The organism is Kitasatospora sp. cg17-2 (genome assembly GCF_054031055.1).
This window is the reverse complement of the sequence record NZ_CM132923.1, coordinates 3,498,009-3,520,929: the sequence shown is the minus strand read 5'-3', so window position 1 is coordinate 3,520,929 and position 22,921 is coordinate 3,498,009. Positions and strand designations below refer to the sequence as shown.

The following is a 22,921-nucleotide window of genomic DNA, read 5'->3' as shown; positions in this document are numbered from 1 at the left end:
CACCCGGGCGCTCCAAGAGGTCAGTGCGGACTACCGACTGTTCTCCCGCCTGAAGGTCGGTACGGGAAAGTCCAGCGGATACCGAATGGGCACCGCCGAGCAGCTCGCCGACCTGGAGAAGACCGGGGACGTCGTGTACCAGAACAGCCGGTACGGCAACACCTACGTCATCGACCGCCCTGGGTTGGCTGACGCGTTCAACATTGGTGTCCCGATCGTGCATCTGGGCCAGATCGAGGGCATCAAAGCTCTGGTGACGGGCTATTCGGCGGACTGGGCAGCCGTGCTGCTCTGGTGCTCGCGCAAGACGACCGAGGCTCGCTCCGCCAGCCGCGGCGATGGAGACACGGCGGCGCGGTTGGCTGCGTGGGACGCAACGCAGGCCGACGTCGATGCGCACCCGGCGCAGGCGTGGGACCTGTCGGTGGACACCGCCGCCGTTGAGCCGGCTGAGGCTGCCCGACTCATCCACGCGCTGCTCTCACGGCACGGTGAGGTCGACCGCCCGCAGTAGTCGAGTCCGGCTCTCCGGGGCATGCCATCTCGGGATCTAGCTGTCATTCGATTCACGACTTGATGCCCTCCTTTGCCTGTCTCTGGACAGTGGACCGGCCAAGGAGGGCATCGCATCAGAGCTGGATTCGCGGAAGGATCGGAACGGGAAGTTCGCTCAGAACAGAAAATGAAGACCTGGCCTGCTGATAGACCGGGAGCCCCGCCGTTGACTCCACGGTCACCAGGAGGGAGAAATCTACGGGCGTGGAATTATGCAGCAATGCGCCGCCCTCCCGAGCGAAGTACTCGATGTCCAGCCTTGGCCTCCATAGGCTTGAAGCTCTAAGCCTATCTTGCCCCTGGAGAATCGTTTCCCACTTGCCTCCGCGGCGCCGACTAGCCTCTGACGCTCTTGGGCCAGTTTTCTGAGTGCGCGTGACCGGATTTTGACTTTGCTTCCACCCAGATTCTACTAGTTCCAGAACCTTGTCTGGATCTCGCAAAATGTCGACCTTCACACTCCTCTGTGGGGCGTCAGGGTCACGGAAACTGTAGATCGAAGCATGCGGCCTGAATGTAGGTTCGATTCCAGATTTCGTGTACTCAACAGCCTCAGTCGGATCAGTGAGGCTCGCAAAGGAGAGCGTCCACCTAATCCGCACGTTCCCCCGATTCAGAGACTCAGGGACCGGCAGCTGAAACCCAAGGAGCTGATCTCGGTCGACTGAAGCCTGGTAGAGAACAGTGACTTCCTGGCTGCCGCACTCTAGAACGTCTGAGTAGTCGCCTCTCAGGCGCCCATGGCCTACCTCAAGCTCTGAATTAATATCAGGATGGGCCTCAGAAAAATGCACGGCGAACGCCCGCAATGCTGAGGCACTGCAACGGTCGCCAAGCTCGCTACTCAGTTTGGCCAGCCCATGGACTGCCATGGGGGCGGCGTAGCTTGTTCCCCAGTGAAAAGATATTTTTCCGTTGCCCATCAGACGCGAGAATGGAGCCTGCTCGTCTCCGCCAAAGCTAACTGCCGTGGGCTGGATCCTGGCACCTGGTCGCCCAGGGCCTACTGCACTGTACGATGCCCTGGACCACAAGGGCAGCGGGTGCGGCAAATCACATGAACCTACACTGAGGCCGTTTACCATGTCCGCCGGCACCTGGATACGATTACTTTCGTAATCCTCCTCGCCATTATTCCCAGCGGCGACCACGAACAAGACGTCTTGCTCGTATGCAATTTGGTCCAGCTTTGCGGTCCAGCGATGCGGCTCCCCGTCATCGACGACGACCTCAGGGCCCAGGCTCAGATTCACGAGGATAGCGTCACTCGCGGTGACTTGCTCCTCAATACGATCCAGAAGCCAGTAGAGTTCAGCAACGTCAGTGTCCTCCCCCGGGATACAGCGGAAGTGCTTGACCTGAGCGACTGGCTGAGAGAGGAATTCATCGGCCTGGACTTGCCCATAGAGAATTGCACCCGTCACAGCGCTTCCATGCTCAATACAACCGGGGAGAGGAGGCTTTTGTGTTAGGTCAACCTGCTTTGCAGAACCCGCAAAGAAATCTGCGTCAGGATCGATGCCGGCGTCGAAGATCAGAACCTCCGGCGCATAGTCGTGCGCTGGAACGGGGGCAGGTCGGCGAACACTGGGTGCAGAACGCAGGGGCAAGGAAGGAACAGGGCGGATTCTCGGCATCCTGCGAATTGATCGCAACGGGTTGAAGGCTGCCGCTTCCGTTACCCTTTCCGGCGCTAGGAGAACGGGCAGGAACGTAAGACCGCCGATTGTGTCTCGGCGATCGGAGAGCACCTCTCCGCCAAGGCTGCGGATATAGGCCTCGAATTTCCTCAGGAGCCCAGTCGATACGGGGAGTCGGTGATGACTCTCGGCATCTGGGTTGGGGTGAAGGATTGCCTCAAATGCTTCCCTGTGATCCGAATCGTTCGGCGGTTCTTCGAGGTCGACTTGAGACCTAATTACTTCCTGAAGGCGCGGAAGATGAATTTTCGAGAACTGCCTGAGTTGCTCTGCTGCGGCCTTTTCTCGTTGGTTTAGATCACTGCCATCTAGCAACCGCGAAAGGTGGGCCAGGCTGGAATCATCCCCAGCCACGATAAGCGACTTGGTCGCCACGTCCGGCTGAATGCTGCGTCTCTGAGTTAAGATTTCCCTCGCTGGCCGAGAACCAAGCGACGCGAGACCGAGGAGCCTAATGAGCTTGTCCGGAAAGTAGCTGTTTGCCAAATAGTTAGGGAGAAGCGTTGCTTCGAAGACAACTCGATTTGCTCGCAAGCTAGGGGAAATTTCTGCAGCCCTGGCATGAAGTGACTGAGCCTGTGGAGCGAGCAGCTCTCGGGCTTCCTCCATCGACATTGGATGGTACTTTTCACCTCCGCCCGACACCCTGTCGACGACCTCAGACATATGCTCCCCGCCGACCAGAATTCGACCGCCGCCATTCCCCTTTGCTGTCATTTCCCCCCACCTTTGAAGAGTTCTCTATTTGACTGGCGGGGCCATCTCGCCCCTTGCCTTGTATGCGCTTACGGCCTTGCTTACAGTCGGATGACTGAGTCCGAAAAGAGCTGCAATTTTTCTATGGGACAAGCCAAGCTTGAAGTGCGCAATTCCGGATAGCTCCTCCCTCAGCTCTATATCATCCAGTGCATCCTTGCGGAGGAGTTCAATGGCTAGAGAGGTGAGGGATCGATCGAGATTCTCCATGTCGCCACTTAGTACGACTTCCTTCTTTGCGTGAAGCCTCAGCATTCGAATGACATCAGAATGAGACATGCCATCCGTCGCAAGGGCCAGTAGGTCAACTACGTCGCATGGAACCGAAGCTGACTCGATGAACGGAATTCTATGGATTAGTTTCCGTCGCTGCTCGATGCTCGGAAGGGGAAGCCTGATGATGTTTTCGAAGCGGCGACTGATTGCCTTGTCTAGCAGGTCTTCATGATTGGTTGCTGCAATCATGAATCTATTATCTGGCCAGCGGTCAAGCTCAAGGAGTAGGACGTTCACAAGTCGCTTTAGTTCGCCGACATCGGAATCATCATCTCTTTTTTTGGCGAGAGCATCGAACTCGTCAATGAAAAGAACGCACTCATTTTGCGCGGCGTAATCGAGAACCGCTCTCATGTTCCTGCCGGTTCGACCCAGGTAACTCGACATCACTGCAGCCAAATCGACAGTCACAAGAGGTAGCTTCATTTGCGAAGAGATAAACTGTGCCGTCATCGTCTTGCCCACGCCAGGCGGTCCGCTAAGTAGCAGGCTGCGCGAGGGTTCGAGTCCCACTGCAGCCAGCTTTTCCCTGATCGAGTGCTCGGCGATAATTCGACTGACATGGTCGAAGTCCCCATCGCTCAAAACTGGGTCGGCCCATTTCTGAGGTTCTTGCCTATTGGCCAAGGGCTGGGCAGTGTCAGGGTCGCGTGGAAGGGCGAATGCTTGTGCGTCAGTGGGGGGTGCATCGATCGAACCTGCGCCGCCCCGCAGTGGACTGGTGGTTGGCATGGGAGCCGCTGTAAGCAAGGCCCGGACCTGCGCGCGCAAGGCGACTGGGTTGCTAGTGCCTTCAGGCGGCCGGCGGGCAAGGCGCCGACAGATCTGACGGACTGCAGGAGTGTCTGACGCCAAGGCGGCAGCTAGCACCTCAAGGAGCGCCTTCTCAGGAGGGCTGAAGTTGGTCCAGTCGTCAGTCTCTACCGTGCTCACGGCGGCACGTTACCAGCACGTACGAGGCCTGACCAGTAGGCATGCCCCAGAGTGGTAAGCCAATCCAGTCTGGGGTGCGCCCACTTACCAGGTAGAGGCCTGCGGGACACCGCAGGTCAGAGGCCCTGTTCGCCAGCCGAGCCAGCCTTCTTCCACAGCGCTCGCACCTCAAAGGTGGAGTCTGCGCTCACCTTGCCGATCAGCGGAATTCCACCCTCACCGGCTAGAGATACCCCGAAGGTGATCTCCAGCTCATCGGGAGCCGCTTCCGAGAGTCGGTCGCGAACCTCGCCAATGACCTGACGGCAGGCCTCCGCGACTGCGACGCCAGCGGCATTGAGCTCCTGCAAGGCCTGCTGCTGCCTGGTCCTCGCGCCTCTGAGCAGGGACGTCTGGTCCAGTGACTGCGCGGGAAGGGGGTGCAATTCAACAAGGAATGCAGCTTCGCCCTTTTCGTCAACGATCTCTTTGTACATATCTCTTCCCTTGCTGCAGTTTGGCTTTTCTTCGGCGCGCTGGGGCGGCCTGTGGCGATCATCGTTCCAGATGCGCACTGCCCACGTGGGGAGATTCCGAATTATTCATTTTGTGTATTATGTACGGATATTCGAGGCTCTCTGCTGGGTCGCCAGGCAGGACCTACGGTGTGAGGAGCTGCGAGTCATAGGTCGTAGCAGGCTCCATAGTTGGCCCGTCCTGTGGGTGGTATGGGGCGTAGAGAGCGTTATGGTCTCCTCCGAGGCGAACCTGATGGAGGCGTCCGAGAGATGAGCGCGCAGACAGCGATGGGCCAGGCGCAAACGGCTAGGACTTGTCCGGTCGATCATGTGACTATCGCCTGCCTTGCTCGTTGGTCCGGGCATGGGGCGGGGAGATCTCACAGATGCCGAGTGGGAACGGCTGCGGCCGTTCCTGCCGGTCAGCAACAGGCGTTGCGGTCGGTGGCGGGACCATCGGCAGGTGATCGACGGGATTCTGCACCGGGTACGGACCGGTGTGCACTGGCGTGACCTGCCCGAGCGGTTCGGGCCGTGGAAGACGGTCTACGAGCGCCATCGGCTGTGGTCGGCAGACGGGACCTGGGAGCGTCTGCTCCAGCGGGTCCAGGCGGAAGCGGACGAGGCCGGCGACATCGACTGGGACATCTCGGTCGACTCCACCATCGTCCGGGCCCACCAGCACGCGGCCGGTGCCCGTACCGATCTGCCACCAGCCCTTGATTCAAAGGGGCTGGGCCGGGGGAACACCAGGTCGAGACGCCGTGGCAGAGCCTCGTCGCCCGCCTGGCGGAGGTGGTGGCGGAGGCGAGGGCCTGGGCCGCTCGCGGGGCGGGTTCACCACCAAGGTCCACCTGAGCGCGGACGGCCGCTGCCGCCCGCTGTCCCTGGTCATCACCGCGGGACAGCGGGCGGACTGCACGCAGTTCGAACCCGTGCTGGAGAAGATCCGTGTCCCGCGGAGCGGTCCGGGCAGGCCTCGCAAGAGGCCCGACAGCCTTGCCGCCGACAAGGGCTACAGCAACGGGCCATGCCGCGACTACCTGCGCAGGCGCGGCATCCGGCACACCATCCCGGAGAAGACCGACAGCTGGGCCGTCCGCCTGCGCAAAGGCTCACGCGGCGGGCGACCGCCGGGCTTCGACGAGGAGCGGTACAGGAAACGCAACACCGTCGAACGGGCCATCAACAAGCTCAAGCACGCCAGAGCCGTCGCCACCCGATACGACAAACGCGGATACGTCTACCTCGGCACCGTCACCGCAGCAGCCCTCGTCATCTGGCTCCGCACATGATCGCCCGGACGGAACCTAGGCGCTAGCGGGCGCGTGGTCGAGCCTCTAGTACTCCACCTGTAGATCTTGATCACGGTTACTGCGTGGCTTGTCGTCGGTAGTGGCTAGAGCGAGCACGGGCTTGGTGTCGTCGCCAGTCTGGCCACCTGAGTCGGTGCGCGAGGCTGCGGGTGGGCTGGGTGATGAACGCTGCGAAGAGGCGTCTGATCTCGTTGCACGTCAGCGGGGCAAGCTCTGGCAGTGTCGTGGAAGCGGCCCGTTCGATAGCTGCCGAGATCACGAGGAAGGCGTGCGCGAGCATGGCCAGAGTGGTCCAGCGGCGCCAGGAGGTCCAGCGGCGGACCTGGTGCTCGTCCAGCCCGGCCAGGCCCTTGGCGGACTGGAAGGTCTCCTTCACGGTCCAGCGGCGCCCGGCCACCTTGACCAGCATTGGTCAGCGGGACCGGACGAGCCGAGTAACAGCGGTAGAAGGCGAGTTCACCGGTGCGCCGGCTACGGCGGACGAGCAGCCACCGGTGGCCCGTGCTGTCCGGCGGGCCGGCGATATCGACCTGGGCACAGTCGTAGAGGCGGTGACCCGCCCCATCGCCGTCGGTCGCCGGGCGCGGCCGGCCGCCGCCGTCGCGGGGCGCAAGACAGGAGCGGCGGCGAGCGGCAAGGCCGCGCGCTGGCGCGCCGTGCGCGCCCTTGAACCCGTAGAGACGATTTTTACGCACTCGCCTCCATCACCTCCTCGCCCTCCTTAAGGGCGAGCCAGGCGGTCAAGAGCCTCGTCGGACGTCAGCTCGGCGAGGTCTTTACTGTCCCCCCACCGCGCCAGGGTCTGAGCAACAGACCTCAGCAGCTCGTCAGGCAGCCCAACGGCGGACAGCATGTCGGCGGCCTCCTCCATCTCTGGACCCCAACGCCACGCTCGCGCGGCGGTCTTGGCGATGTATCCGGTCTCCACCAGGTAGCTGCCCTGGCGCTTGCCGGCCACGTCCAACAGCGCCTCGTCCACACCGTGGGCCCGTGCCGCGCCGAACGCCACCGCGGCCAGCACACGGGACGCTTTCTGGTACGAGCTGTACGCCAATTTCAGAGCCGACGCCTGGCCAATGTCGTTGCCCAGCACGGGCGTCTCCATCGGGCTATCGGCGAACAGATCCTCCACCAGCGAGACGGCATCCGCCGGGCCTGAAAGGTACAGCCGGGTCCGCTTGCCTCCGACCGGTGGTGAGCCGATCACGGCGCCGTCGACCACCGCGCGAGCACATCCGTCCAGCAGAGCGGCGATGCGCTGTGTCCGCTCCGGGTTGATCGCGTTGGCTTCCACATAGACACCCGCGTATCGGCGTTCTGCGACGACGCGGGCCATGTCCTCAGCGGCGGCCGGCGGGCAGAGGCTGAGGACGATGTGCGCCTGCTCCAGCAGCTCGTCCAATCCGGCAACCAGTTCCAGCCCTGCCCGCTCGGCCCGTGCAGCGGTGGCGGCGCTACGGCCGGCTGGGCACCAGAGCACTCGCGCGGCGTTCGCTCGGGCGCACGCGGCCACTGCGGCACCCATGCTCCCGGGGTGGAGAACGCCGACTGTCGGCTTGATGGTCATCGTGAAGTCTCCGGAAGTCCGAGCAGGAAGTCTGCGGCATCGACGATGGTTTCGGCGATGTGGTCGGGGGCCAGGCCCGGGAAGGACCAGCCGCTCCCGGCCGAGATCCAGATGGTCCGCAAGCCGGCCTCGCTGGCCCCAGCGATGTCCGTCACCGGGTTGTCGCCGACCATCCATACCTCGCCTGGTAGTTCTCGCCCTGACCATGCAACCGCTACCCGGAACGCCTCGGGCTCAGGCTTACGGGCCCCGATCTCTTCCGAGATACAGACCGCGTCCACGCGGTCGAGGATGCCTGTAGCCGTGAGCTTGGCCCGCTGGACGTCGGTAGCCCCGTTGGTCAACACGCCCACCGACCAGCCAGCGCCGCGCAGCCGATCGAGCTGGGACAGCGTTGCTGGAGCGCAGACCACCCGGGCGGCCAGCCCGGCCACGTAGCTGTCCCACAGCACCACGGCAGGCTCCGGCAGGCCGAGAGTGCTGCGAAGGCCCTCGAACGTGTCCGGCGTCGCGCGTTCCCGAAGCGCCTTGGACAGCGCCTGGACAGCCTCCGCCGACAGCCCCCGGGCCGCGCTGAAGTCGGTGACCCAGTCCGATACGGCGCCATTCCGGTTGATCAGCGTGTTGTCTAGGTCCATGAGAACGAGCCTGCCCATGGCCGTGACTTTACCCGCGTCCGACCTTGGGAGAAGTCTGGGAGAAGATCTTGGGATTGGGGCCGCTTGAGCCGAGGCAGCACCGACGAAGACCAACGCATTGACCTGCGCGTTCGCACACTTGCGCAGGTCGGCCACCAACCCGGATGTCATTCGGGACGAAGGTGTCGCGGCTTCAGATCCGTCCCGGTGGGCGGATGGTGTGAGAGGCGCCGCGGGCCCTGCCCTAACCGAAACCGGTTGAGACAGGGCCCGCGAGTCCGCAGAAGTGTCAGTCGGTTGTTTCGTGAACCTCTGCGGCCTTGCGGCGCTTGCGCTCACGCTCGTAGCGGTTGACGGCCTTCGGGGCGCCCTCCGCCGGCCAAGGCTTCCAGGAGAGCAGTTCGTAGCTGACGGCTGTGATGCCATCCTTCTTGACGCGGCGGGCGGTGATCTCCCAGCCGAGGACAAACCGCAGCTCGCGGAGCCGCTTGGTGGGGTCTCCCTTGTTGGTGTCACGGGCAGCGAGCTCGATGAGTTCGACTGGTACCGCTTCCCCCTTCTCGTGGAACGCCTTGAGGAGTTCGCCGATCCGCTCCCAGGGGTTGCCCAGAGGCAGGGCCCGTGCGAGGGCCTCGCTGTAGGCGTTCATCGAGGCGAAGAAGGCTTGCTTGCCGCGGTTGTGGTCCTCGCAGAGCGGTTCGAGGTTCTCGATGACGGTCTTGCCTCCCCAGGCGGCCGGCACCTTGTGGTCGATCTGCAGCTTCACCTGCGGTGGGGTCGCGCCGCACATGTGGCAGTAGCGGCCCATGCGCTCGAAGACCTCTGCCTGGAGCTTGGAGTCGATCTTCCCTCCGGCGGGCTCCGTCCTCCAGCCCTCAAGGCGATAGACCGGCGCGCGGCCTCCGGCCGGGCGGCTGGAGCTGACGACGAACTGGTCGCGGACTTCGCGCAGGCGCCGCTGGCTGTGGACGTTGGACTTCCCGAACGTCTGCTCCGCGTGACCCAGCCATTCCGCCATCGTCGGCGGGTCCTCCCGGCGGGAGAGCAGAAAGGTGCAGGCGGCTGCGGTCTCCTTGCTGCTGAACAGCGTATAGATGACCGGGTCGTCCGGCGCGGGCAGCGGTCGGGTGGTGTCTAGTTCTGCAGGCATGCGAGGTCCCCTCCCTCTGAGCCGACTTGTGCGGTCGGCTGACGCGGGCTTAACCATAGGAGGCGGCTTGCCATCAATGCAACCCGATATTCGTAGCCGCCTATCCCACAGTATCCGTCAGAGCCTATCTGTGATGGGCAAAGTGACGATATGTTGCCGCCAACGATAGATGCATTTGCCAACATCCTCCGGCGGCGGGCAGCTCTACTGCCGGAGCGGGCCGAAGGATGTGGCCGGCGCTCTGTGAGAGGTGGCTCTCCGGCATGGCTTGGCCTGCGTTGACCGACTGGCACATCGTGGAGAAGGTCCGCGAGGACACCCGCCCTGACCGCGTCGGTCTGCAGGCAGGGCATTGTTGATGTACTGCAGAGCACTGTTGCACCGCCCCGGCGCATGACCCTCGGCCACCTGCGGGCCCCTGCAGGAAAACGAGGGGTGCCGAACAGGTAGGAACTGCGAACGTTGGCCCGTGAGCAGGTCTCAGTCCGGCGAGATCCTTGGCCTGCAGGTAGGTCTGGGCGCCCGAGCTGACGGCAGATCCTGACGGCAACGCTGACGGACAAGAAACGGCAAGGAAGGCAGCCAGCGCCCGGCAGCCGGGGAGGGCGTGCGGCTTCGCCGAGCCTGTGCGAGAGGTCCAACGAGCTTACAAAGCAGATGTCGGCGGTTCGAAACCGTCCGCGCCCACAGAAGAGAAGGGCCAGTTCGGAGGCAGGATCCTCCCGAACTGGCCCTTGATCGTTTGTGGGGTCTCAGTCCGGTTGTGTCACCAGCGTGTCGGATCCTGTTGCGGGGTACCTCTTGGCCAGCCATTCCTCGACCGCAGTCTTGGACGTGTATCCGTGCTGGCGGAGGAGATCCACGATGTCGCGCCCGCAGATCAGGACCACCGGGTGTCCATCGTCACGGATCTCCTTCTGCATCTGCCGGTTGAAGAAGGACGTCGTGACGAGGACACCGAAGTTTCGGTGCCGGAGGCGTGAGATCAGTCGGCTTCCCTCGTTCACGCCGACAGCCTGGTCGGGAGACTTGCACTTGGCTTCCAGGGCGAAGTCGATGGCGATCCGGTCCGTCGGAGGGCCCAGGTAGTACTGTCCTACGGCGTCGCGCCCTCCGTCACGGCTCCGGCGGGTCACCTCGACCTCGCCGGTCGCCGGCGCGAGCAGGCGCCACAGCTCCACTGCGCACGGCTCGAAGTCGTGTTCCCGACCACGGAAGTGCTCGCGGATTGTTGCCAGGATCTCCAGGGAGTTCGGGTCGTCGGGCAGCTGTTCCGCCCTGCCACGGATGACGGTCGTCGCAGGGGCGGTGAGTGGGAGGTAGGAGCGGGTTTCGATCCAGATGCGCCACGCATCGGGGCAGCCGCCTCCCAGGGGGTCTCCGCCCTGGACGAGGTGCTGGATCCACCTGCGTGGAACGACCGCCTGGTCGAGCACCGTGAACCGGGCGCGGTAGTTCTGGAACCGCTCGCCGCCGGTTGTGCGCCAGATGGCGGCGAGTTCGTCATCGGAGGTAAGAGCAGGGCCTCCCGGTGCGAGAAGTCCGCGGAACCGGACGCCGCGACCGGTGGCGCCAGCCTTCTCGAAGAGTAGGAACGGAGGTATTCGGTGCCGCTCCGCCGGACCCGCGTGGGAGGCAGCGAAGACATCCCGGAGGAGCAGGTTGCCGCCGGGGTTCGTCCCGTGCAGCTCGTGCCCGGGCTTCTTGTTGTCTCCGTAGTAGGTGAACGTTCCGGTCTGCGGATCGAGAGCGTCCGGCCAGTCGGGCTCCCGGCCGGTCGTGTAGAGGACGGCCAGGCGGACGTCTTGATTCCAGGGCGATCCGGCGAGCCGGAAGCCGCCCTGGTTGCCCACCTTCGGGACCAACTTGCTGATCGGGTCGTCCGAGATGTTGCCCTTGGTGCCACCCGGATAGAACGCGTCGAGGTGGAGATCGACATCGGTCAGCTCATCGAACGCTGCTGCGGGATGCGCGGTCTGTGATGAGGAAGCGCTGAGGGCAGGCACGTACGCAGGCTCCGTTCTGGGCAATTGGCAGTACGTATGTACGAATATGGAGTCTCTCGCGGGAACGATCAGCCGCTGGCACTGGGGGCGCGGTCGTGGGGGACAAAGGAGTACAGCTGGTCCGAGCAAGGTCGATAGCAGCTGTGTGAGCGAAGTGGCTACTGACTGGCATCCGTAGCCGGGCTGCCGCGCTCGGAGTGCTTGTGGAAGCGGGAACCTCAGTCGCCAATGGCGACGGCCGCGTGCTGGCCGTCCGGCGAGCCGTGAACGGCGCTGAGGAGCCACCCCGCGGATGCCTGGAACTCGCCGGGAGCGTCGAGGACCGCGTGCGCCGAGAGGCGTTCGAGGAGACCGGAATCAAAGTGATCGTCGAACGGGCTCACCGGCGTGCACAGCGACGTGGCGCGCCGGGGTGCAGTCGTGGTCCTCCGTTGCCGTCCCGAAGACGGACGTGGGCATCGGGTCTACGATCGCCGGAAGTTTTCCGCGGACCGACTGGCCACCGGGCTCAGGCGGGGCGGTGGCCGAAGTGGGTCCAGGTGCTTCGGCGGCGGGCGATGGCGAAGACGGCTGCGGCGCGGTGGGCTTCGAGGAGGGGAGGGCGGGAGGCGAGGATGTCCGTGATCCGGGTGCCGTCGACCACATCGACGGCGGGGGTTCCCTTGTGGGTCAGGGTCCGGGCGCCCACGACGGCGATCACGGGGTGCACCGGGATCGCTAGGCCGCACCAGTGGTGCAGGAGTTCGGCGGTCCTGCTGCCTTCGAGGCTGGACTTCTCGATGTACGGGTAGCTGTTGCGGTTGACGGTGATGCGCTTGTCGCCGACCCAGACCGTGGCGTCGGGGTGGTGCTTGGTGTTCACGGTGAACACGCCGGGCGGTCCGATCACCACGTGGTCGATGTCCGCGCCGTTCGGGAGCGGGACGGCGTGCAGTACGTACCAGCCGTGGGCGCGCAGGCCGTCGAGCAGCCCGCCGACGAACCTCTCCCCGTCGAGTCCCTTGCTCAGCTCGGAGCGGGTGAGGTCGTCGCCGGAGAGTCTGGCCGCCACGCGGACCAGCCAGGTCCGCTTGCTCTGATCGGCCTGGATCATGCCCCGGACGCCTTCTCCGGGACGGTTCGAGGCGAGGTCGTCGTCGACCGTGAACGGCGGCAGGGCGGGCAGCACCCCTGGCGGGGAGGTCCGGTGGACCACGGTCAGGGGCGGGATCGCCCGGCCGCAGGTCCGGCACCACTCCCTGACCTTGTCGAGGGCCGACGATTCATGGCGGGAGTCGGTGATCGTGACGACCCCGGTCAGGCAGTCCAGCCACGCGACCGCCTGGCCGCGGGGGCCGGCCAGATTGACGTACAGCCGGTCCTTGTCCGCCCGCCGCCACGGCTTGACCGTCAGTTCCGCCACGTTGCCCCCTCCGCTCCGGCCCTGACACGAGATCAGCACGCGGCGCGCACTCTGACAAGAAGGCCGTGACAAGAAGGCCGTCGGTCGAGCAGGACGGGGCGTACGGTTTCGTGGTCGGCCTGCGGGGTGGGAGGGAAGGGGAAGCGGATGGTGGCGGAGGAGTTGTTCGAGGTTGCGTCGGGGTTGCCGGGGGTGACGGACGACGAGGCGTTCGGGCCGGGGGTGACGGTGTTGAAGGTGGAGGGGAAGGTGTTCGCGGTGCTGGGGGAGGAGCGGGTGACGCTGAAGTGCGAGCCGGGGCTGGCGGTGCATCTGCGGGGGCAGTACGCGGCGGTGGGGCCCGGGTACCACATGAACAAGCGGCACTGGATCACGGTCGTGCTGGATGCGACCGTCCCGGACGAGGAGCTGCGGGAGATGGTGGAGCACTCCTGGGAGCGGGTGGTGGCGGGGATGCCGAGGGCGGCGCGGGAGCGGTTGCTGCTGCAGCGGGGCTGACCCGGGGGCGGGGTCAGCCGGGTGCTGTGGTCGGGAGGCGGGGTGGGGTGGGGTGTGTTTGGGTGGGCGCACGCCCCGCTTGGGAGAGGTGACCTTCCGTGACCATGCCGCCGTTCGGGTCGAACGACCCGTTTTCGGATCTGCTCAGCCGGTTCTTCGGGATGAGCCCGTTGGCCTCGCCGCCCGCGGTGCAGCGGGTGCCGATCGGGCGGTTGTTGAGCGAGTCGGCGCAGGAGTTGCTCGCGGCGGCGGCCCGGCGGGCGGCCGAGGGTGGGGGGAGCGATCTCGACACCGGGCATCTGATGTGGGCGGCCACCCGGGTGGATCCGTCGCGGCGGATGCTGGAGCGGGCGGGGGTGGATCCGGACCGGTTGGCGGGGGACCTGGACAAGGCGCTGCCGTCCGGGGCGCAGGTGTCGGGGGAGGAGGGGCGGCCGGCGCTGACGCCGGCGGCCAAGCGGGCGCTGCTGGCGGCGCACGCGCGGTCGCAGGCGGCGGGGGCCTCGTACATCGGGCCGGAGCACATCCTCGGCGCGCTGCTGGAGGAGGAGCGGTCGGGGGCGGGGACGGCGGTGCGCAACGCGGCGCCGTCGCAGGACGCGCTGCGCTCGGTGCTGGACGGGCGCAGCACGGGCCGGGGCGCGGGCGGCGGCAGCGGCAGCGGGGGCGGGCAGCAGAGTGCGACGCCGACGCTGGACGAGTACGGGCGCGACCTCACCGAGGAGGCCAGGGCGGGCCGGCTGGACGCAGTCGTCGGCCGGGCCGAGGAGATCGAGCAGACCGTCGAGATCCTGTCCCGCCGGACCAAGAACAACCCGGTGCTGATCGGTGAGCCGGGCGTCGGCAAGACGGCGATCGTGGAGGGGCTGGCGCAGCGGATCGTCTCGGGGGACGTGCCGCAGATCCTCAAGGAGAAGCGGGTCGTCACGCTCGACCTCACCGCGCTGGTGGCCGGTTCCAAGTACCGGGGCGAGTTCGAGGAGCGGCTGAAGAACGTGATCGACGAGGTCACGGCGGCCGAGCAGAGCGTGATCCTGTTCCTCGACGAGCTGCACACCGTGGTCGGCGCGGGCGGCGGGGGAGAGGGCTCGATGGACGCGGGCAACATCCTGAAACCGGCCCTGGCCCGGGGCGAGTTGAGCGTGGTCGGCGCGACCACCCTGGACGAGTACCGCCGGTACGTGGAGAAGGACGCGGCGCTGGAGCGCCGCTTCCAGCCGGTGCTGGTGCCCGAGCCGACGGTGGAGGAGACGGTCGAGATCCTCCGGGGCCTGCGCGACGCCTACGAGGCGCACCACCAGGTGCGGTTCACGGACGAGGCGCTGGACGCGGCCGCGACCCTGTCGGACCGCTACGTCAGCGACCGGTTCCTGCCGGACAAGGCGATCGACCTGCTGGACCAGGCCGGCGCGCGGGTGCGGCTGCGCAGCCTGGGCGGGTCCACGGTCGCGATGCCGGTGCGGGACCGGATCACCAAGCTGCGCCGGGAGCTGGAGGAGGCGGTGGCGGACGAGGAGTTCGTCCGGGCCGCCAATCTGAAGACCGAGCTGCGGCAGACCGAGGACGAGCTGGCGGCGGTGGCCGAGGCCCGCGAGGAGGTCGTGGCGGTCACCGCGGACGACATCGCGCAGGTGCTCTCGGGGCGGACCGGCATCCCGGTCGCCGAGTTGAACGCGACCGAGCGCGAGCGGCTGCTCCGGCTGGAGGAGCATCTGCACGAGAAGGTGATCGGGCAGGACCGGGCGGTCACCGCGGTGGCCCAGGCGGTCCGTCGCGGCCGGGCGGGGATGGGCGATCCGGACCGCCCTACCGGCTCCTTCCTGTTCCTCGGCCCGACCGGTGTCGGCAAGACCGAGCTGGCCAAGGCGCTGGCCGCGCTGCTGTTCGGCGACCCGGACCGGATGATCCGCTTCGACATGAGCGAGTTCCAGGAGAAGCACACCGTCTCCCGGCTGGTCGGTTCCCCGCCCGGGTACGTCGGTTACGACGAGGCCGGGCAGCTCACCGAGGCGGTGCGTCGCAAGCCGTACAGCGTGCTGCTCTTCGACGAGGTGGAGAAGGCCCACCCGGACGTCTTCAACCTGCTGCTCCAGGTGCTGGACGACGGCCGGCTGACGGACTCCCAGGGGCGCACGGTCGACTTCCGCAACACCGTGCTGATCATGACGAGCAACATCGGCTCGCAGCGGATCCTCGACCACGCGGGTGACGTCGACCAGATCCGCGACGATCTGATGCGGGACCTGCGCTCGCAGTTCCGGCCGGAGTTCCTCAACCGGATCGACGAGGTGATCGTCTTCCACGCGCTCACCCGCAAGGACCTGCTGCAGGTGGTGGACCTGCTGCTGGACCGCACTCGGCGCCGGCTGAAGGCCCAGGACGTCGACCTGGAGGTGACCGACGGGGCCAAGGAACTGCTGGTGAACCTCGGTTACCAGCCGGCGTTCGGGGCCCGGCCGCTGCGCCGCACCATCCAGCAGGAGCTGGACAACCGGATCTCGGACCTGCTGCTGGACGGCACGGTCGGGGAGGGGGACACGCTGGTCGCGGACGTGTCGGACGGGCAGCTGACGGTGACGCTGGCGCGCCCCGAGCAGAAGCAGAAGCAGGAACAGGAGCAGAAGCAGAAGCAGGAACAGGAGCAGGAGCGCGGCCCGGAGCCGGTGGTGGGAGGCGAAGGGGAGTAGCGGCCACCACCGGCCGGCGGCGCCTCACGCGCCCGGGAACACCTCGCGCAGCAGCGGGTCCGGCAGGCCGCGCCGCCCCCACTCGCGCGGGTAGCCGAGCGACACCTCCTCGAACGGCACCCCGTCGTAGCTGGTCCGCCGGGGGATGTGCAGGTGGCCGTAGATCATCGTGGCGGTGTTGAACCGGCGGTGCCAGTCCGCGGTGAGCTCGGTGCCGCACCACTGGGCGAACTCGGGGTACCAGAGGACCTCGGTGGGATTGCGGACCAGCGGGTAGTGGTTGACCAGGACCAGCGGCAGTTCGGGGTCGTGCTCGGCGAGGCGCTTCTCGGTCAGCCGGACGCGCTCGCGGCACCAGGAGTCGCGGTCCGGGTACGGGTCGGGGTGCAGGAAGCGCTCGTCCGCGCAGACCACGCCGGTCTCGTAGGCCGCGGCCAGGGACTCCTCCTTGGTGGAGGTGCCGGGGGCCCGGAAGGTGTAGTCGTAGAGCAGGAACAGCGGGGCGACCGCGACCGGGCCGCCGGCGCCGGTCCACACGGGGTACGGGTCCTCGGGGGTCACCACGCCGAGCTCGCGGCACATCTCCACCAGGTACTGGTAGCGCTCGACGCCGCGCACCTGGACCGGGTCGTTGGGGTGGGTCCACAGCTCGTGGTTGCCGGGGGCCCAGACGACCTTGGCGAAGCGTTCGGCCAGCAGGCCCAGGGCCCAGCGGATGGTAGTGGTGGACTCGGACACGTCGCCGGCCACGATCAGCCAGTCGTCGGGAGAGCCCGGGCGCAACTGCTCCACCAGGTCACGGTTCTGCTGGTAGGAGACGTGCAGGTCGCTGACCGCGAGCAGCCGGCCCCCGGTCGGTCCGCGTCGCGCGTCGTCCGTGCGGTGGTCGCGGTGCTCGCCGGTCATGTCAGCCCCCAGATGGTCTTCCTGCCGTTCCGGTCACAGTACCGGGGTCCGGCGGCCGGAACACGGCCCTCTGGTCCGGGGGTCGGTGACAGGACTCTTGACAGCACGTCATGTCCGCGCCAGCTTTGGGGCACCCCCACGCCGAGACACACCGAGAGGTCTCTCATGAAGAAGCCGCTCATAGGCACGGCCGCCGCGCTCCTGTTCGCCGGGGCGACCGCCCTGGCTGGCGCCCCCGCCGCGACCGCGTCCACCGCCACCACCAGCACGAACGTCACGTCGCCGCAGGCCGGGAAGGTCGCCGCCGTCACGTTCGCCGGGACGGTGGCGCTGAGCAACTGCTCCGGCTCGCTGGTCCGGTTCCCCGCCTCGACCGCCAACGACCCGGCCCTGGTGCTCTCCAACGGCCACTGCCTGGAGACCGGTATGCCCGGCCCCGGCCAGGTGGTCACCAACCAGGCCTCCAGCCGCAGCTTCACCCTGCTCAACGCGAGCGGCGGTTCGCTCGGCACGGTGAAGGCCAGCAAGATGGTCTACGGCACCATGACCGACACCGATGTGTCGATCTACCAGCTGAACACCACGTATGCCGCGATCCAGTCCCGTTACGGCATCGCCCCGCTGACCGTCGCGGCCACCCACCCCGTCCAGGGCAGCTCGATCAAGGTCGTCTCCGGGTACTGGAAGAAGATCTACTCCTGCTCGGCCGACGGCTTCGCCTACCGGCTCAAGGAAGCGGACTGGACCTTCAAGGACTCCCTCCGCTACACCTCCACCTGCAACGTCATCGGCGGCACCTCCGGCTCCCCGGTGGTCGACGCCAACAGCGGGCAGGTCGTCGCGGTGAACAACACCATCAACGAGGACGGTCAGCGCTGCACGCTGAACAACCCGTGCGAGGTGGACCAGAACGGCGCGGTGACCGTCCGCCGGGGCATCGGCTACGCCCAGGAGACGTACACCATCCCCGCCTGTTTCGGCACCGGCAACAAGCTCGACCTCACCAGGGCCGGCTGCACTCTGCCGCGCCCCTGACCGGCGCTTTTTCCCCGATGGGCCATCCGCGACCGGCGGGTGGCCCATTCGGCCGTCTACCGGACGGCCGGTCCGTCCGGCGGCGGCGCGCCGACTGCCGGAGAGTTCGGACCAGAACACCGCACAGTTCCGTTGACCCGATGGAGAGTTGATGACCACCACGATCAGAAGGCTGCTGGTAGCCGTTCTGCTGATACCGCTGCTCGGCCTGGGCCTGGCCCCGACGGCGCTCGCCCGGTCCGCCGGGACGACGACCGGCCCCGAGGGCGTCGCGGCCTCGGTCGCCGACGACCCGTCGGCCGACATCAAGGCCCGGCTGGCCGGGATCCCCGGCATGACCGTCACCGAGGAGCAGCCCACCACCACCGGCCACCGCTACTTCCTGCTCACCTACACCCAGCCGATCGACCACGCCCGCCCCTGGCTGGGCACCTTCCAGCAGCGGCTGAGCGTGCTGCACCGGGGCTACGACCGGCCGACCGTGTTCTACACCAACGGCTACACGCTGCGCACCACCCCCTCGCGCACCGAGCCGGCCCGGCTGGTCGACGGCAACCAGGTCTCCATCGAGTACCGCTACTTCACGCCGTCGCGCCCCGAGCCCGCCGACTGGAGCAAGGCCGGCATCAAGCAGGCGGCCACCGACGCGCACCGGCTGATCACCGCGCTGAAGCGGATCTACCACCAGGAGTGGCTGTCCACCGGCGCCTCCAAGGGCGGCATGTCCTCCACCTACCACCGGCGCTTCTTCCCGGACGACGTGGCCGGCACCATCGCCTACGTCGCCCCGAACGACGTCGACGACCGCGAGGACTCCGCCTACAGCCGGTTCTTCCGCAACGTCGGGACCCCGGAGTGCCGGGCCGCGCTGACCGCCACCCAGCGTGAACTGCTGGCCCGCCGCGACCGGCTGGAGCCCCGCTACGCCGCCGACAACGCCACCGCCGGCTCCACGTTCACCACCATCGGCAGCGCCGACAAGGCGTACGAGCTGGCCGTGCTGGACTCGGTCTGGGCGTTCTGGCAGTACAGCCTGGCGGCCGACTGCGTGAACGTCCCGGGCGCCGCCGGCACCGACGACGCGCTGTACGCCTGGCTCGACACCCAGTCCGGCATCACCGGCAACAGCGACCAGGCGCTCGCCGGGTACACCGCGTACTACTACCAGGCCGGCACCGAGCTGGGCTCGCCCTCCTTCGACGTCTCGGCCCTCAAGGGCCTGCTGCACTACGACTACAAGGAGCTGTACGCGCCGCGCACCTATGTGCCGCGTTCGATCCCGATGCGCTTCGACCCGTCCGCGATGCGCGACATCGACCGCTGGGTGCGGAACTCGGCCGAGCGGATCATCTACGTCTACGGCCAGAACGACCCGTGGGGCGCCGAGCCGTTCCGGCTCGGGTGGGGCAGCGAGGACAGCTACGTCTACACGGTGCCGGGGGGCAACCACGGCTCCAACATCTCCAAGCTCCCGGCCGACGAGTCGGCGGCCGCCACCGCGAAGGTGCTGGAGTGGGCCGGTCTCGGTACGGACGCCTCGGCCCGCGCGCTGAAGGGGCAGTACCAGGTGCCGCCGATCGGCCCGCTGGACGTCGAGGGGCTGAAGCAGGACCGCGTCCGGCTGTAGTCCGGACCGCCCGCCTTGGCGGGACCGCCCGCCTTGGCGGGACCGCCCGCGTCGGCGGGACCACCCGCCTCGGCGGGAGCGCCCGCGCTCGCGGGACCGTACGAAGCGAGGGCCGCCCGGTGGACGGGCGGCCCTCCGCCGTTCCCGGGCCCGCGCCGCCGCCCCCGGAGCGTTTCGGGAAGGGGGCGCGAGGCACCTCCCCGAAGCGGTGAATCAGTGCTTCAATGCTTCCATGGCCTACCGTCGCACCCCCGCCGTGCAAGCCCGACTGGACGCCCAGCGCGAGGCGGTGCTCCAGGCCGCGGTCGGCCTGCTCGCCGAGCGCGGCTACGGCGGCTGCAGCATGGCCGCGGTGGCCGAACGGGCCGGTATCGCCACCGGCTCGATGTACGGGCACTTCGCCAACAAGGCCGAACTCTCGGTCGAGCTCTTCCGTCGGGTGGTCACCCGGGAGGTGGCCGCCGTGCACGAGGCCGTCGCCCGGCACGACACCCCCCGGGACCGGATCGCGGCCGTCGTGGAGACCTTCGCCGCCCGCGCCCTGCGCGCCCCCCGGCTCGCCCACGCGCTGCTGGTCGAACCGGCCGACACCGTGGTGGACGCCGAGCGCCTGGTCTTCCGCCGCACCTTCCGCGACGTGCTCGCCGCCGAGATCGCCACCGCGCTCGCCGCCGGACGGCTGCCGCCCCAGGACCCGCAGCTGACCGCCGCCGCGATCGTCGGCGCGACCGCCGAGGCCCTCACCGGCCCGCTCGCCGCGGTACCCCCGCACGGCCCCGGGGCCGTCCCCGACGCCGTGGTCCCCGCCCTCGTCTCCTTCACCCTCCGAGCGCTTGGAGAACGCGATGACAGCGACGCATGAGGTCACCAACCAGGTCCCGCCCCCGTACGGGCACGACACCGCCGCCGACCCCGCGCTGCTCGCCGCCCTGCACCGGGCCGGCGCCGGCTGGGCCGAGCCCGAACTGCGCGCCCTCGGCCGGCTGGCTGGCTCCGAGCAGGCCGCCGAGTGGGGGCGGCTGGCCAACGAGCACCCGCCGGTGCTGCGCACCCACGACCGCTTCGGCCACCGGATCGACGAGGTCGAGTTCCACCCGTACTGGCACGAGCTGATGCGCACCGCCGTCGGCCACGGTCTGCACGCCGCCCCCTGGCGGGACGACCGGCCCGGCGCGCACACCGCCCGCGCCGCCAAGTTCCACGTCTGGAGCCAGGTCGAGGCCGGCCACACCTGCCCCGTCTCGATGACCTACGCCGCCGTTCCCGCGCTGCGCACCACCCCCGCGCTGGCCGCCGAGTTCGAACCGCTGCTCGCCGCCACCGAGTACGACTTCGGACTGCGCGAGCCGCACGGCAAGCGCGGTCTGATCGCCGGCATGTCGATGACCGAGAAGCAGGGCGGCTCGGACGTCCGCACCAACACCACGACCGCCGTCCCGCAGCCCGACGGGAGCTACCGGCTCACCGGCCACAAGTGGTTCACCTCGGCGCCGATGTCCGACCTCTTCCTCACCCTCGCCCAGGCGCCGGGCGGGCTCAGCTGCTTCCTGCTGCCGCGCGTCCTGCCGGACGGCAGCCGCAACCGGCTCCGCCTCCAGCGGCTCAAGGACAAGCTCGGCAACAAGTCCAACGCCTCCGCCGAGATCGAGTACGAGGAGGCGTACGGCCTGCTGGTCGGCGAGGAGGGGCGCGGGGTGCGGACCATCATCGAGATGGTCAACACGACCCGGCTCGACTGCACCATCGGCGCCGCCGCCGGGATGCGGCTCGGGTCCACCCGGGCGGTCCAGCACGCCCTGCACCGGCGGGCGTTCGGCCGGGCGCTGGTCGACCAGCCGTTGATGCGCAATGTGCTCGCCGACCTCGTGGTGGAGTCCGAGGCCGCCACCACCGTGGCGATGCGGCTCGCCCAGGCCACCGACGCCGCGCTCGCCGGGGACGAGCGGGAGGCGCTGGTCCGTCGGCTCGGCCTGGCCGTCGCCAAGTACTGGGTCTGCAAGCGCGGTCCGGCGCACGCCGCCGAGGCCCTGGAGTGCCTGGGCGGCAACGGCTACGTCGAGGAGTCCGGCATGCCCCGGCTCTACCGGGAGGCGCCGCTGGTCTCGATCTGGGAGGGCTCCGGCAATGTCGCCGCCCTGGACGCGCTGCGCGCCATGGCCAAGCATCCGGAGACCGTCGACGCCCTCCTCGGCGAGCTGGACGCGGCGGCGGGCGCCGACCGCCGGCTGGACGCGGCCGTCGCCGGGCTGCGCAAGCAGCTCACCGACCTCGACCAGCTGGAGTACCGCACCCGCCGACTGGTGGAGGCGATGGCGCTGGCCTTCCAGGGCTCGCTGCTGGTCCGGTACGGGGACCCGGCGGTCGCCGACGTGTTCTGCGCCTCCCGGCTCGGCGGCGACCACGGCGGCGCGTTCGGCACCCTGCCGCCCGGACCGGACGTCGCGGCGATCATCGACCGCGCCCGGCCCGTCCCGGCCGCATGAGCGCGCCCGACCCCGTCGCCGAGGCGGCCGGGGTGCGCGCCTTCTGGCAGCGCCTCGGCCTGCCCGGACTGATCGACGTGCACACCCACTTCATGCCGAAGAACGTGCTGGACAAGGTGTGGGCGTACTTCGACGCGGCCGGCCCGCTGACCGGCCGCCCCTGGCCGATCGCCTACCGCGAGGCGGAGGAGCAACGGGTCGCCCGGCTGCGGGAGTTCGGCGTCCGGGCGTTCACCGCGATGCTCTACCCGCACAAGCCGGGGATGGCCGAGTGGCTGAACGCCTGGGCCTCGGACTTCGCCGCCCGCACCCCCGACTGCCTGCACACCGCGACCTTCCACCCCGAGCCGGGCGCGCCCGGCTACGTGGCCCGGGCACTCGCCGACGGCGCCCGGGTGTTCAAGGCGCACCTCCAGGTCGGCGGCTACGACCCGGCGGACGAACTGCTCGACGAGGTCTGGGGACTGCTCGCGGAGAGCGGTACACCGGTGGTCACCCACTGCGGCTCCGGACCCGTCCCGGGCAAGCACACCGGCCCCGGCCCGATCGCCGCGGTGCTCGCCCGGCACCCCCGGCTGGTCCTGGTGGTGGCCCACCTCGGCCTGCCCGAGTACACCGACTTCCTCGACCTCGCCGAGCGGTACCCCGGTGTCCGGCTGGACACCACCATGGCGTTCACCGACTTCTCCGAGCGGGAGACCCCCTTCCCGCCGGCCGAGCTGCCCCGGCTGCGCGCCCTCGGGGACAAGGTGCTGCTCGGCACCGACTTCCCCAACATCCCCTACCGGTACGGGCACCAGCTGGACGCGCTGGACCGGCTCGGGCTGGGGGAGGACTGGCTGCGGGCCGTCTGTCACGACAACGCGGCCGCGCTGTTCCGTCTCTGACG

18 protein-coding genes and 2 pseudogenes are annotated in these 22,921 nt (G+C 67.9%); 10 read left to right on the top strand and 10 right to left on the bottom strand.

The window, feature by feature from the left end:
* The first annotated feature begins 85 nt into the window (after window positions 1-85).
* Window positions 86-514, top strand: a complete 429-nt coding sequence (locus ACW14Y_RS14440) for a phosphotransferase-like protein (protein WP_456987022.1) — start codon at window positions 86-88, stop codon at window positions 512-514.
* Window positions 515-629: 115 nt separating this feature from the next.
* Here the strand turns inward: ACW14Y_RS14440 and ACW14Y_RS14435 are convergent, their stop codons facing one another.
* The 3 genes from ACW14Y_RS14435 to ACW14Y_RS14425 all read right to left on the bottom strand — a co-directional run bounded on the left by ACW14Y_RS14435 (window position 630) and on the right by ACW14Y_RS14425 (window position 4,696).
* Window positions 630-2,972, bottom strand: coding sequence for a S8 family peptidase (locus ACW14Y_RS14435; protein ID WP_456987020.1), 2,343 nt, complete (start codon window positions 2,970-2,972; stop codon window positions 630-632).
* Window positions 2,973-2,996: 24 nt separating this feature from the next.
* A complete protein-coding gene (locus ACW14Y_RS14430; RefSeq protein WP_456987018.1) occupies window positions 2,997-4,019 on the bottom strand; it encodes an AAA family ATPase in 1,023 nt (340 codons plus the stop codon).
* A gap of 317 nt (window positions 4,020-4,336) precedes the next feature.
* Window positions 4,337-4,696 (bottom strand): CU044_2847 family protein, encoded by a 360-nt coding sequence (locus ACW14Y_RS14425; protein ID WP_456987016.1) that lies wholly within the window; start codon window positions 4,694-4,696, stop codon window positions 4,337-4,339.
* A gap of 385 nt (window positions 4,697-5,081) precedes the next feature.
* On the opposite strand from ACW14Y_RS14425, the gene ACW14Y_RS14420 reads away from it, so the two are divergent.
* A protein-coding gene (locus tag ACW14Y_RS14420; RefSeq protein ID WP_456986901.1) for an IS5 family transposase occupies window positions 5,082-6,012 on the top strand; the annotation gives its coding sequence in 2 pieces (ribosomal slippage) (window positions 5,082-5,474 and window positions 5,476-6,012; 930 coding nt in all).
* A gap of 76 nt (window positions 6,013-6,088) precedes the next feature.
* Here the strand turns inward: ACW14Y_RS14420 and ACW14Y_RS14415 are convergent.
* From ACW14Y_RS14415 to ACW14Y_RS14395, 5 genes and pseudogenes are all read right to left on the bottom strand, one after another.
* A pseudogene (locus ACW14Y_RS14415) lies at window positions 6,089-6,602 on the bottom strand (IS701 family transposase); the annotation flags it as partial.
* A gap of 152 nt (window positions 6,603-6,754) precedes the next feature.
* Entirely contained in the window at window positions 6,755-7,600 is an 846-nt protein-coding gene (locus tag ACW14Y_RS14410; RefSeq protein ID WP_456987014.1) for a DUF1932 domain-containing protein, read from the bottom strand.
* Window positions 7,597-8,256: an HAD family hydrolase gene (locus ACW14Y_RS14405; RefSeq protein WP_456987012.1), complete on the bottom strand. Its 660-nt coding sequence runs from the start codon at window positions 8,254-8,256 to the stop codon at window positions 7,597-7,599. The genes ACW14Y_RS14410 and ACW14Y_RS14405 overlap by 4 nt, the downstream gene beginning before the upstream one ends.
* 271 nt (window positions 8,257-8,527) lie before the next feature.
* Entirely contained in the window at window positions 8,528-9,388 is an 861-nt protein-coding gene (locus ACW14Y_RS14400; protein ID WP_456987010.1) for an HNH endonuclease, read from the bottom strand.
* Between the two features lie 752 nt (window positions 9,389-10,140).
* On the bottom strand, window positions 10,141-11,394 hold the full coding sequence (locus ACW14Y_RS14395) for a restriction endonuclease (protein ID WP_456987008.1): 1,254 nt from the start codon (window positions 11,392-11,394) through the stop codon (window positions 10,141-10,143).
* 197 nt (window positions 11,395-11,591) lie between these two features.
* On the opposite strand from ACW14Y_RS14395, the pseudogene ACW14Y_RS14390 reads away from it, so the two are divergent.
* Window positions 11,592-11,708 (top strand): annotated as a pseudogene (locus ACW14Y_RS14390) (hypothetical protein); the annotation flags it as partial.
* A 194-nt stretch (window positions 11,709-11,902) separates the two neighbouring features.
* Here ACW14Y_RS14390 and ACW14Y_RS14385 read toward each other — a convergent pair.
* The gene (locus tag ACW14Y_RS14385) at window positions 11,903-12,796 is read right to left on the bottom strand and encodes a nuclease-related domain-containing protein (RefSeq protein ID WP_456987006.1); all 894 of its coding nucleotides are present in this window, start codon (window positions 12,794-12,796) and stop codon (window positions 11,903-11,905) included.
* A gap of 192 nt (window positions 12,797-12,988) precedes the next feature.
* On the opposite strand from ACW14Y_RS14385, the gene ACW14Y_RS14380 reads away from it, so the two are divergent.
* Complete coding sequence (locus tag ACW14Y_RS14380) at window positions 12,989-13,294, top strand: MmcQ/YjbR family DNA-binding protein (RefSeq protein ID WP_380387508.1); 306 nt, start codon at window positions 12,989-12,991, stop codon at window positions 13,292-13,294.
* Between the two features lie 104 nt (window positions 13,295-13,398).
* Window positions 13,399-15,981, top strand: a complete 2,583-nt coding sequence (locus tag ACW14Y_RS14375; RefSeq protein WP_456988160.1) for an ATP-dependent Clp protease ATP-binding subunit — start codon at window positions 13,399-13,401, stop codon at window positions 15,979-15,981.
* Between the two features lie 24 nt (window positions 15,982-16,005).
* Here the strand turns inward: ACW14Y_RS14375 and ACW14Y_RS14370 are convergent, their stop codons facing one another.
* The gene (locus ACW14Y_RS14370) at window positions 16,006-16,887 is read right to left on the bottom strand and encodes a metallophosphoesterase family protein (protein ID WP_402721518.1); all 882 of its coding nucleotides are present in this window, start codon (window positions 16,885-16,887) and stop codon (window positions 16,006-16,008) included.
* 165 nt (window positions 16,888-17,052) lie between these two features.
* Here ACW14Y_RS14370 and ACW14Y_RS14365 point away from each other — a divergent pair, with 165 nt between their 5' ends.
* The 5 genes from ACW14Y_RS14365 (at window position 17,053) to ACW14Y_RS14345 (ending at window position 22,919) form a co-directional block, all read left to right on the top strand.
* Window positions 17,053-17,922 (top strand): S1 family peptidase, encoded by an 870-nt coding sequence (locus ACW14Y_RS14365; RefSeq protein ID WP_456987003.1) that lies wholly within the window; start codon window positions 17,053-17,055, stop codon window positions 17,920-17,922.
* 151 nt (window positions 17,923-18,073) lie between these two features.
* Window positions 18,074-19,549 (top strand): S28 family serine protease, encoded by a 1,476-nt coding sequence (locus tag ACW14Y_RS14360; RefSeq protein ID WP_456987001.1) that lies wholly within the window; start codon window positions 18,074-18,076, stop codon window positions 19,547-19,549.
* A gap of 232 nt (window positions 19,550-19,781) precedes the next feature.
* Entirely contained in the window at window positions 19,782-20,411 is a 630-nt protein-coding gene (locus ACW14Y_RS14355; protein WP_340631553.1) for a TetR/AcrR family transcriptional regulator, read from the top strand.
* Window positions 20,395-22,032 (top strand): acyl-CoA dehydrogenase family protein, encoded by a 1,638-nt coding sequence (locus tag ACW14Y_RS14350; RefSeq protein WP_456986998.1) that lies wholly within the window; start codon window positions 20,395-20,397, stop codon window positions 22,030-22,032. Before ACW14Y_RS14355 ends, ACW14Y_RS14350 begins: the two co-directional genes overlap by 17 nt.
* Window positions 22,029-22,919 carry an amidohydrolase family protein gene (locus tag ACW14Y_RS14345; RefSeq protein WP_456986996.1) on the top strand — a complete coding sequence of 297 codons (891 nt, stop codon included), beginning with the start codon at window positions 22,029-22,031 and terminating at the stop codon, window positions 22,917-22,919. The genes ACW14Y_RS14350 and ACW14Y_RS14345 overlap by 4 nt, the downstream gene beginning before the upstream one ends.
* Window positions 22,920-22,921 lie beyond the last annotated feature (2 nt).

Bases quoted from the DNA above. Each gene is read 5' to 3' on its own strand.
- ACW14Y_RS14435 (WP_456987020.1), bottom strand. From the start codon at position 2,972: ATGACAGCAAAGGGGAATGGCGGCGGTCGAATTCTGGTCGGCGGGGAG.
- ACW14Y_RS14410 (WP_456987014.1), bottom strand. From the start codon at position 7,600: ATGACCATCAAGCCGACAGTCGGCGTTCTCCACCCCGGGAGCATGGGT.
- ACW14Y_RS14350 (WP_456986998.1), top strand. From the start codon at position 20,395: ATGACAGCGACGCATGAGGTCACCAACCAGGTCCCGCCCCCGTACGGG.
- ACW14Y_RS14430 (WP_456987018.1), bottom strand. From the start codon at position 4,019: ATGCCAACCACCAGTCCACTGCGGGGCGGCGCAGGTTCGATCGATGCA.
- ACW14Y_RS14355 (WP_340631553.1), top strand. From the start codon at position 19,782: ATGGCCTACCGTCGCACCCCCGCCGTGCAAGCCCGACTGGACGCCCAG.
- ACW14Y_RS14440 (WP_456987022.1), top strand. From the start codon at position 86: ATGGGCACCGCCGAGCAGCTCGCCGACCTGGAGAAGACCGGGGACGTC.
- ACW14Y_RS14345 (WP_456986996.1), top strand. From the start codon at position 22,029: ATGAGCGCGCCCGACCCCGTCGCCGAGGCGGCCGGGGTGCGCGCCTTC.
- ACW14Y_RS14400 (WP_456987010.1), bottom strand. From the start codon at position 9,388: ATGCCTGCAGAACTAGACACCACCCGACCGCTGCCCGCGCCGGACGAC.
- ACW14Y_RS14365 (WP_456987003.1), top strand. From the start codon at position 17,053: ATGAAGAAGCCGCTCATAGGCACGGCCGCCGCGCTCCTGTTCGCCGGG.
- ACW14Y_RS14405 (WP_456987012.1), bottom strand. From the start codon at position 8,256: ATGGGCAGGCTCGTTCTCATGGACCTAGACAACACGCTGATCAACCGG.
- ACW14Y_RS14375 (WP_456988160.1), top strand. From the start codon at position 13,399: ATGCCGCCGTTCGGGTCGAACGACCCGTTTTCGGATCTGCTCAGCCGG.
- ACW14Y_RS14425 (WP_456987016.1), bottom strand. From the start codon at position 4,696: ATGTACAAAGAGATCGTTGACGAAAAGGGCGAAGCTGCATTCCTTGTT.
- ACW14Y_RS14370 (WP_402721518.1), bottom strand. From the start codon at position 16,887: ATGACCGGCGAGCACCGCGACCACCGCACGGACGACGCGCGACGCGGA.
- ACW14Y_RS14360 (WP_456987001.1), top strand. From the start codon at position 18,074: ATGACCACCACGATCAGAAGGCTGCTGGTAGCCGTTCTGCTGATACCG.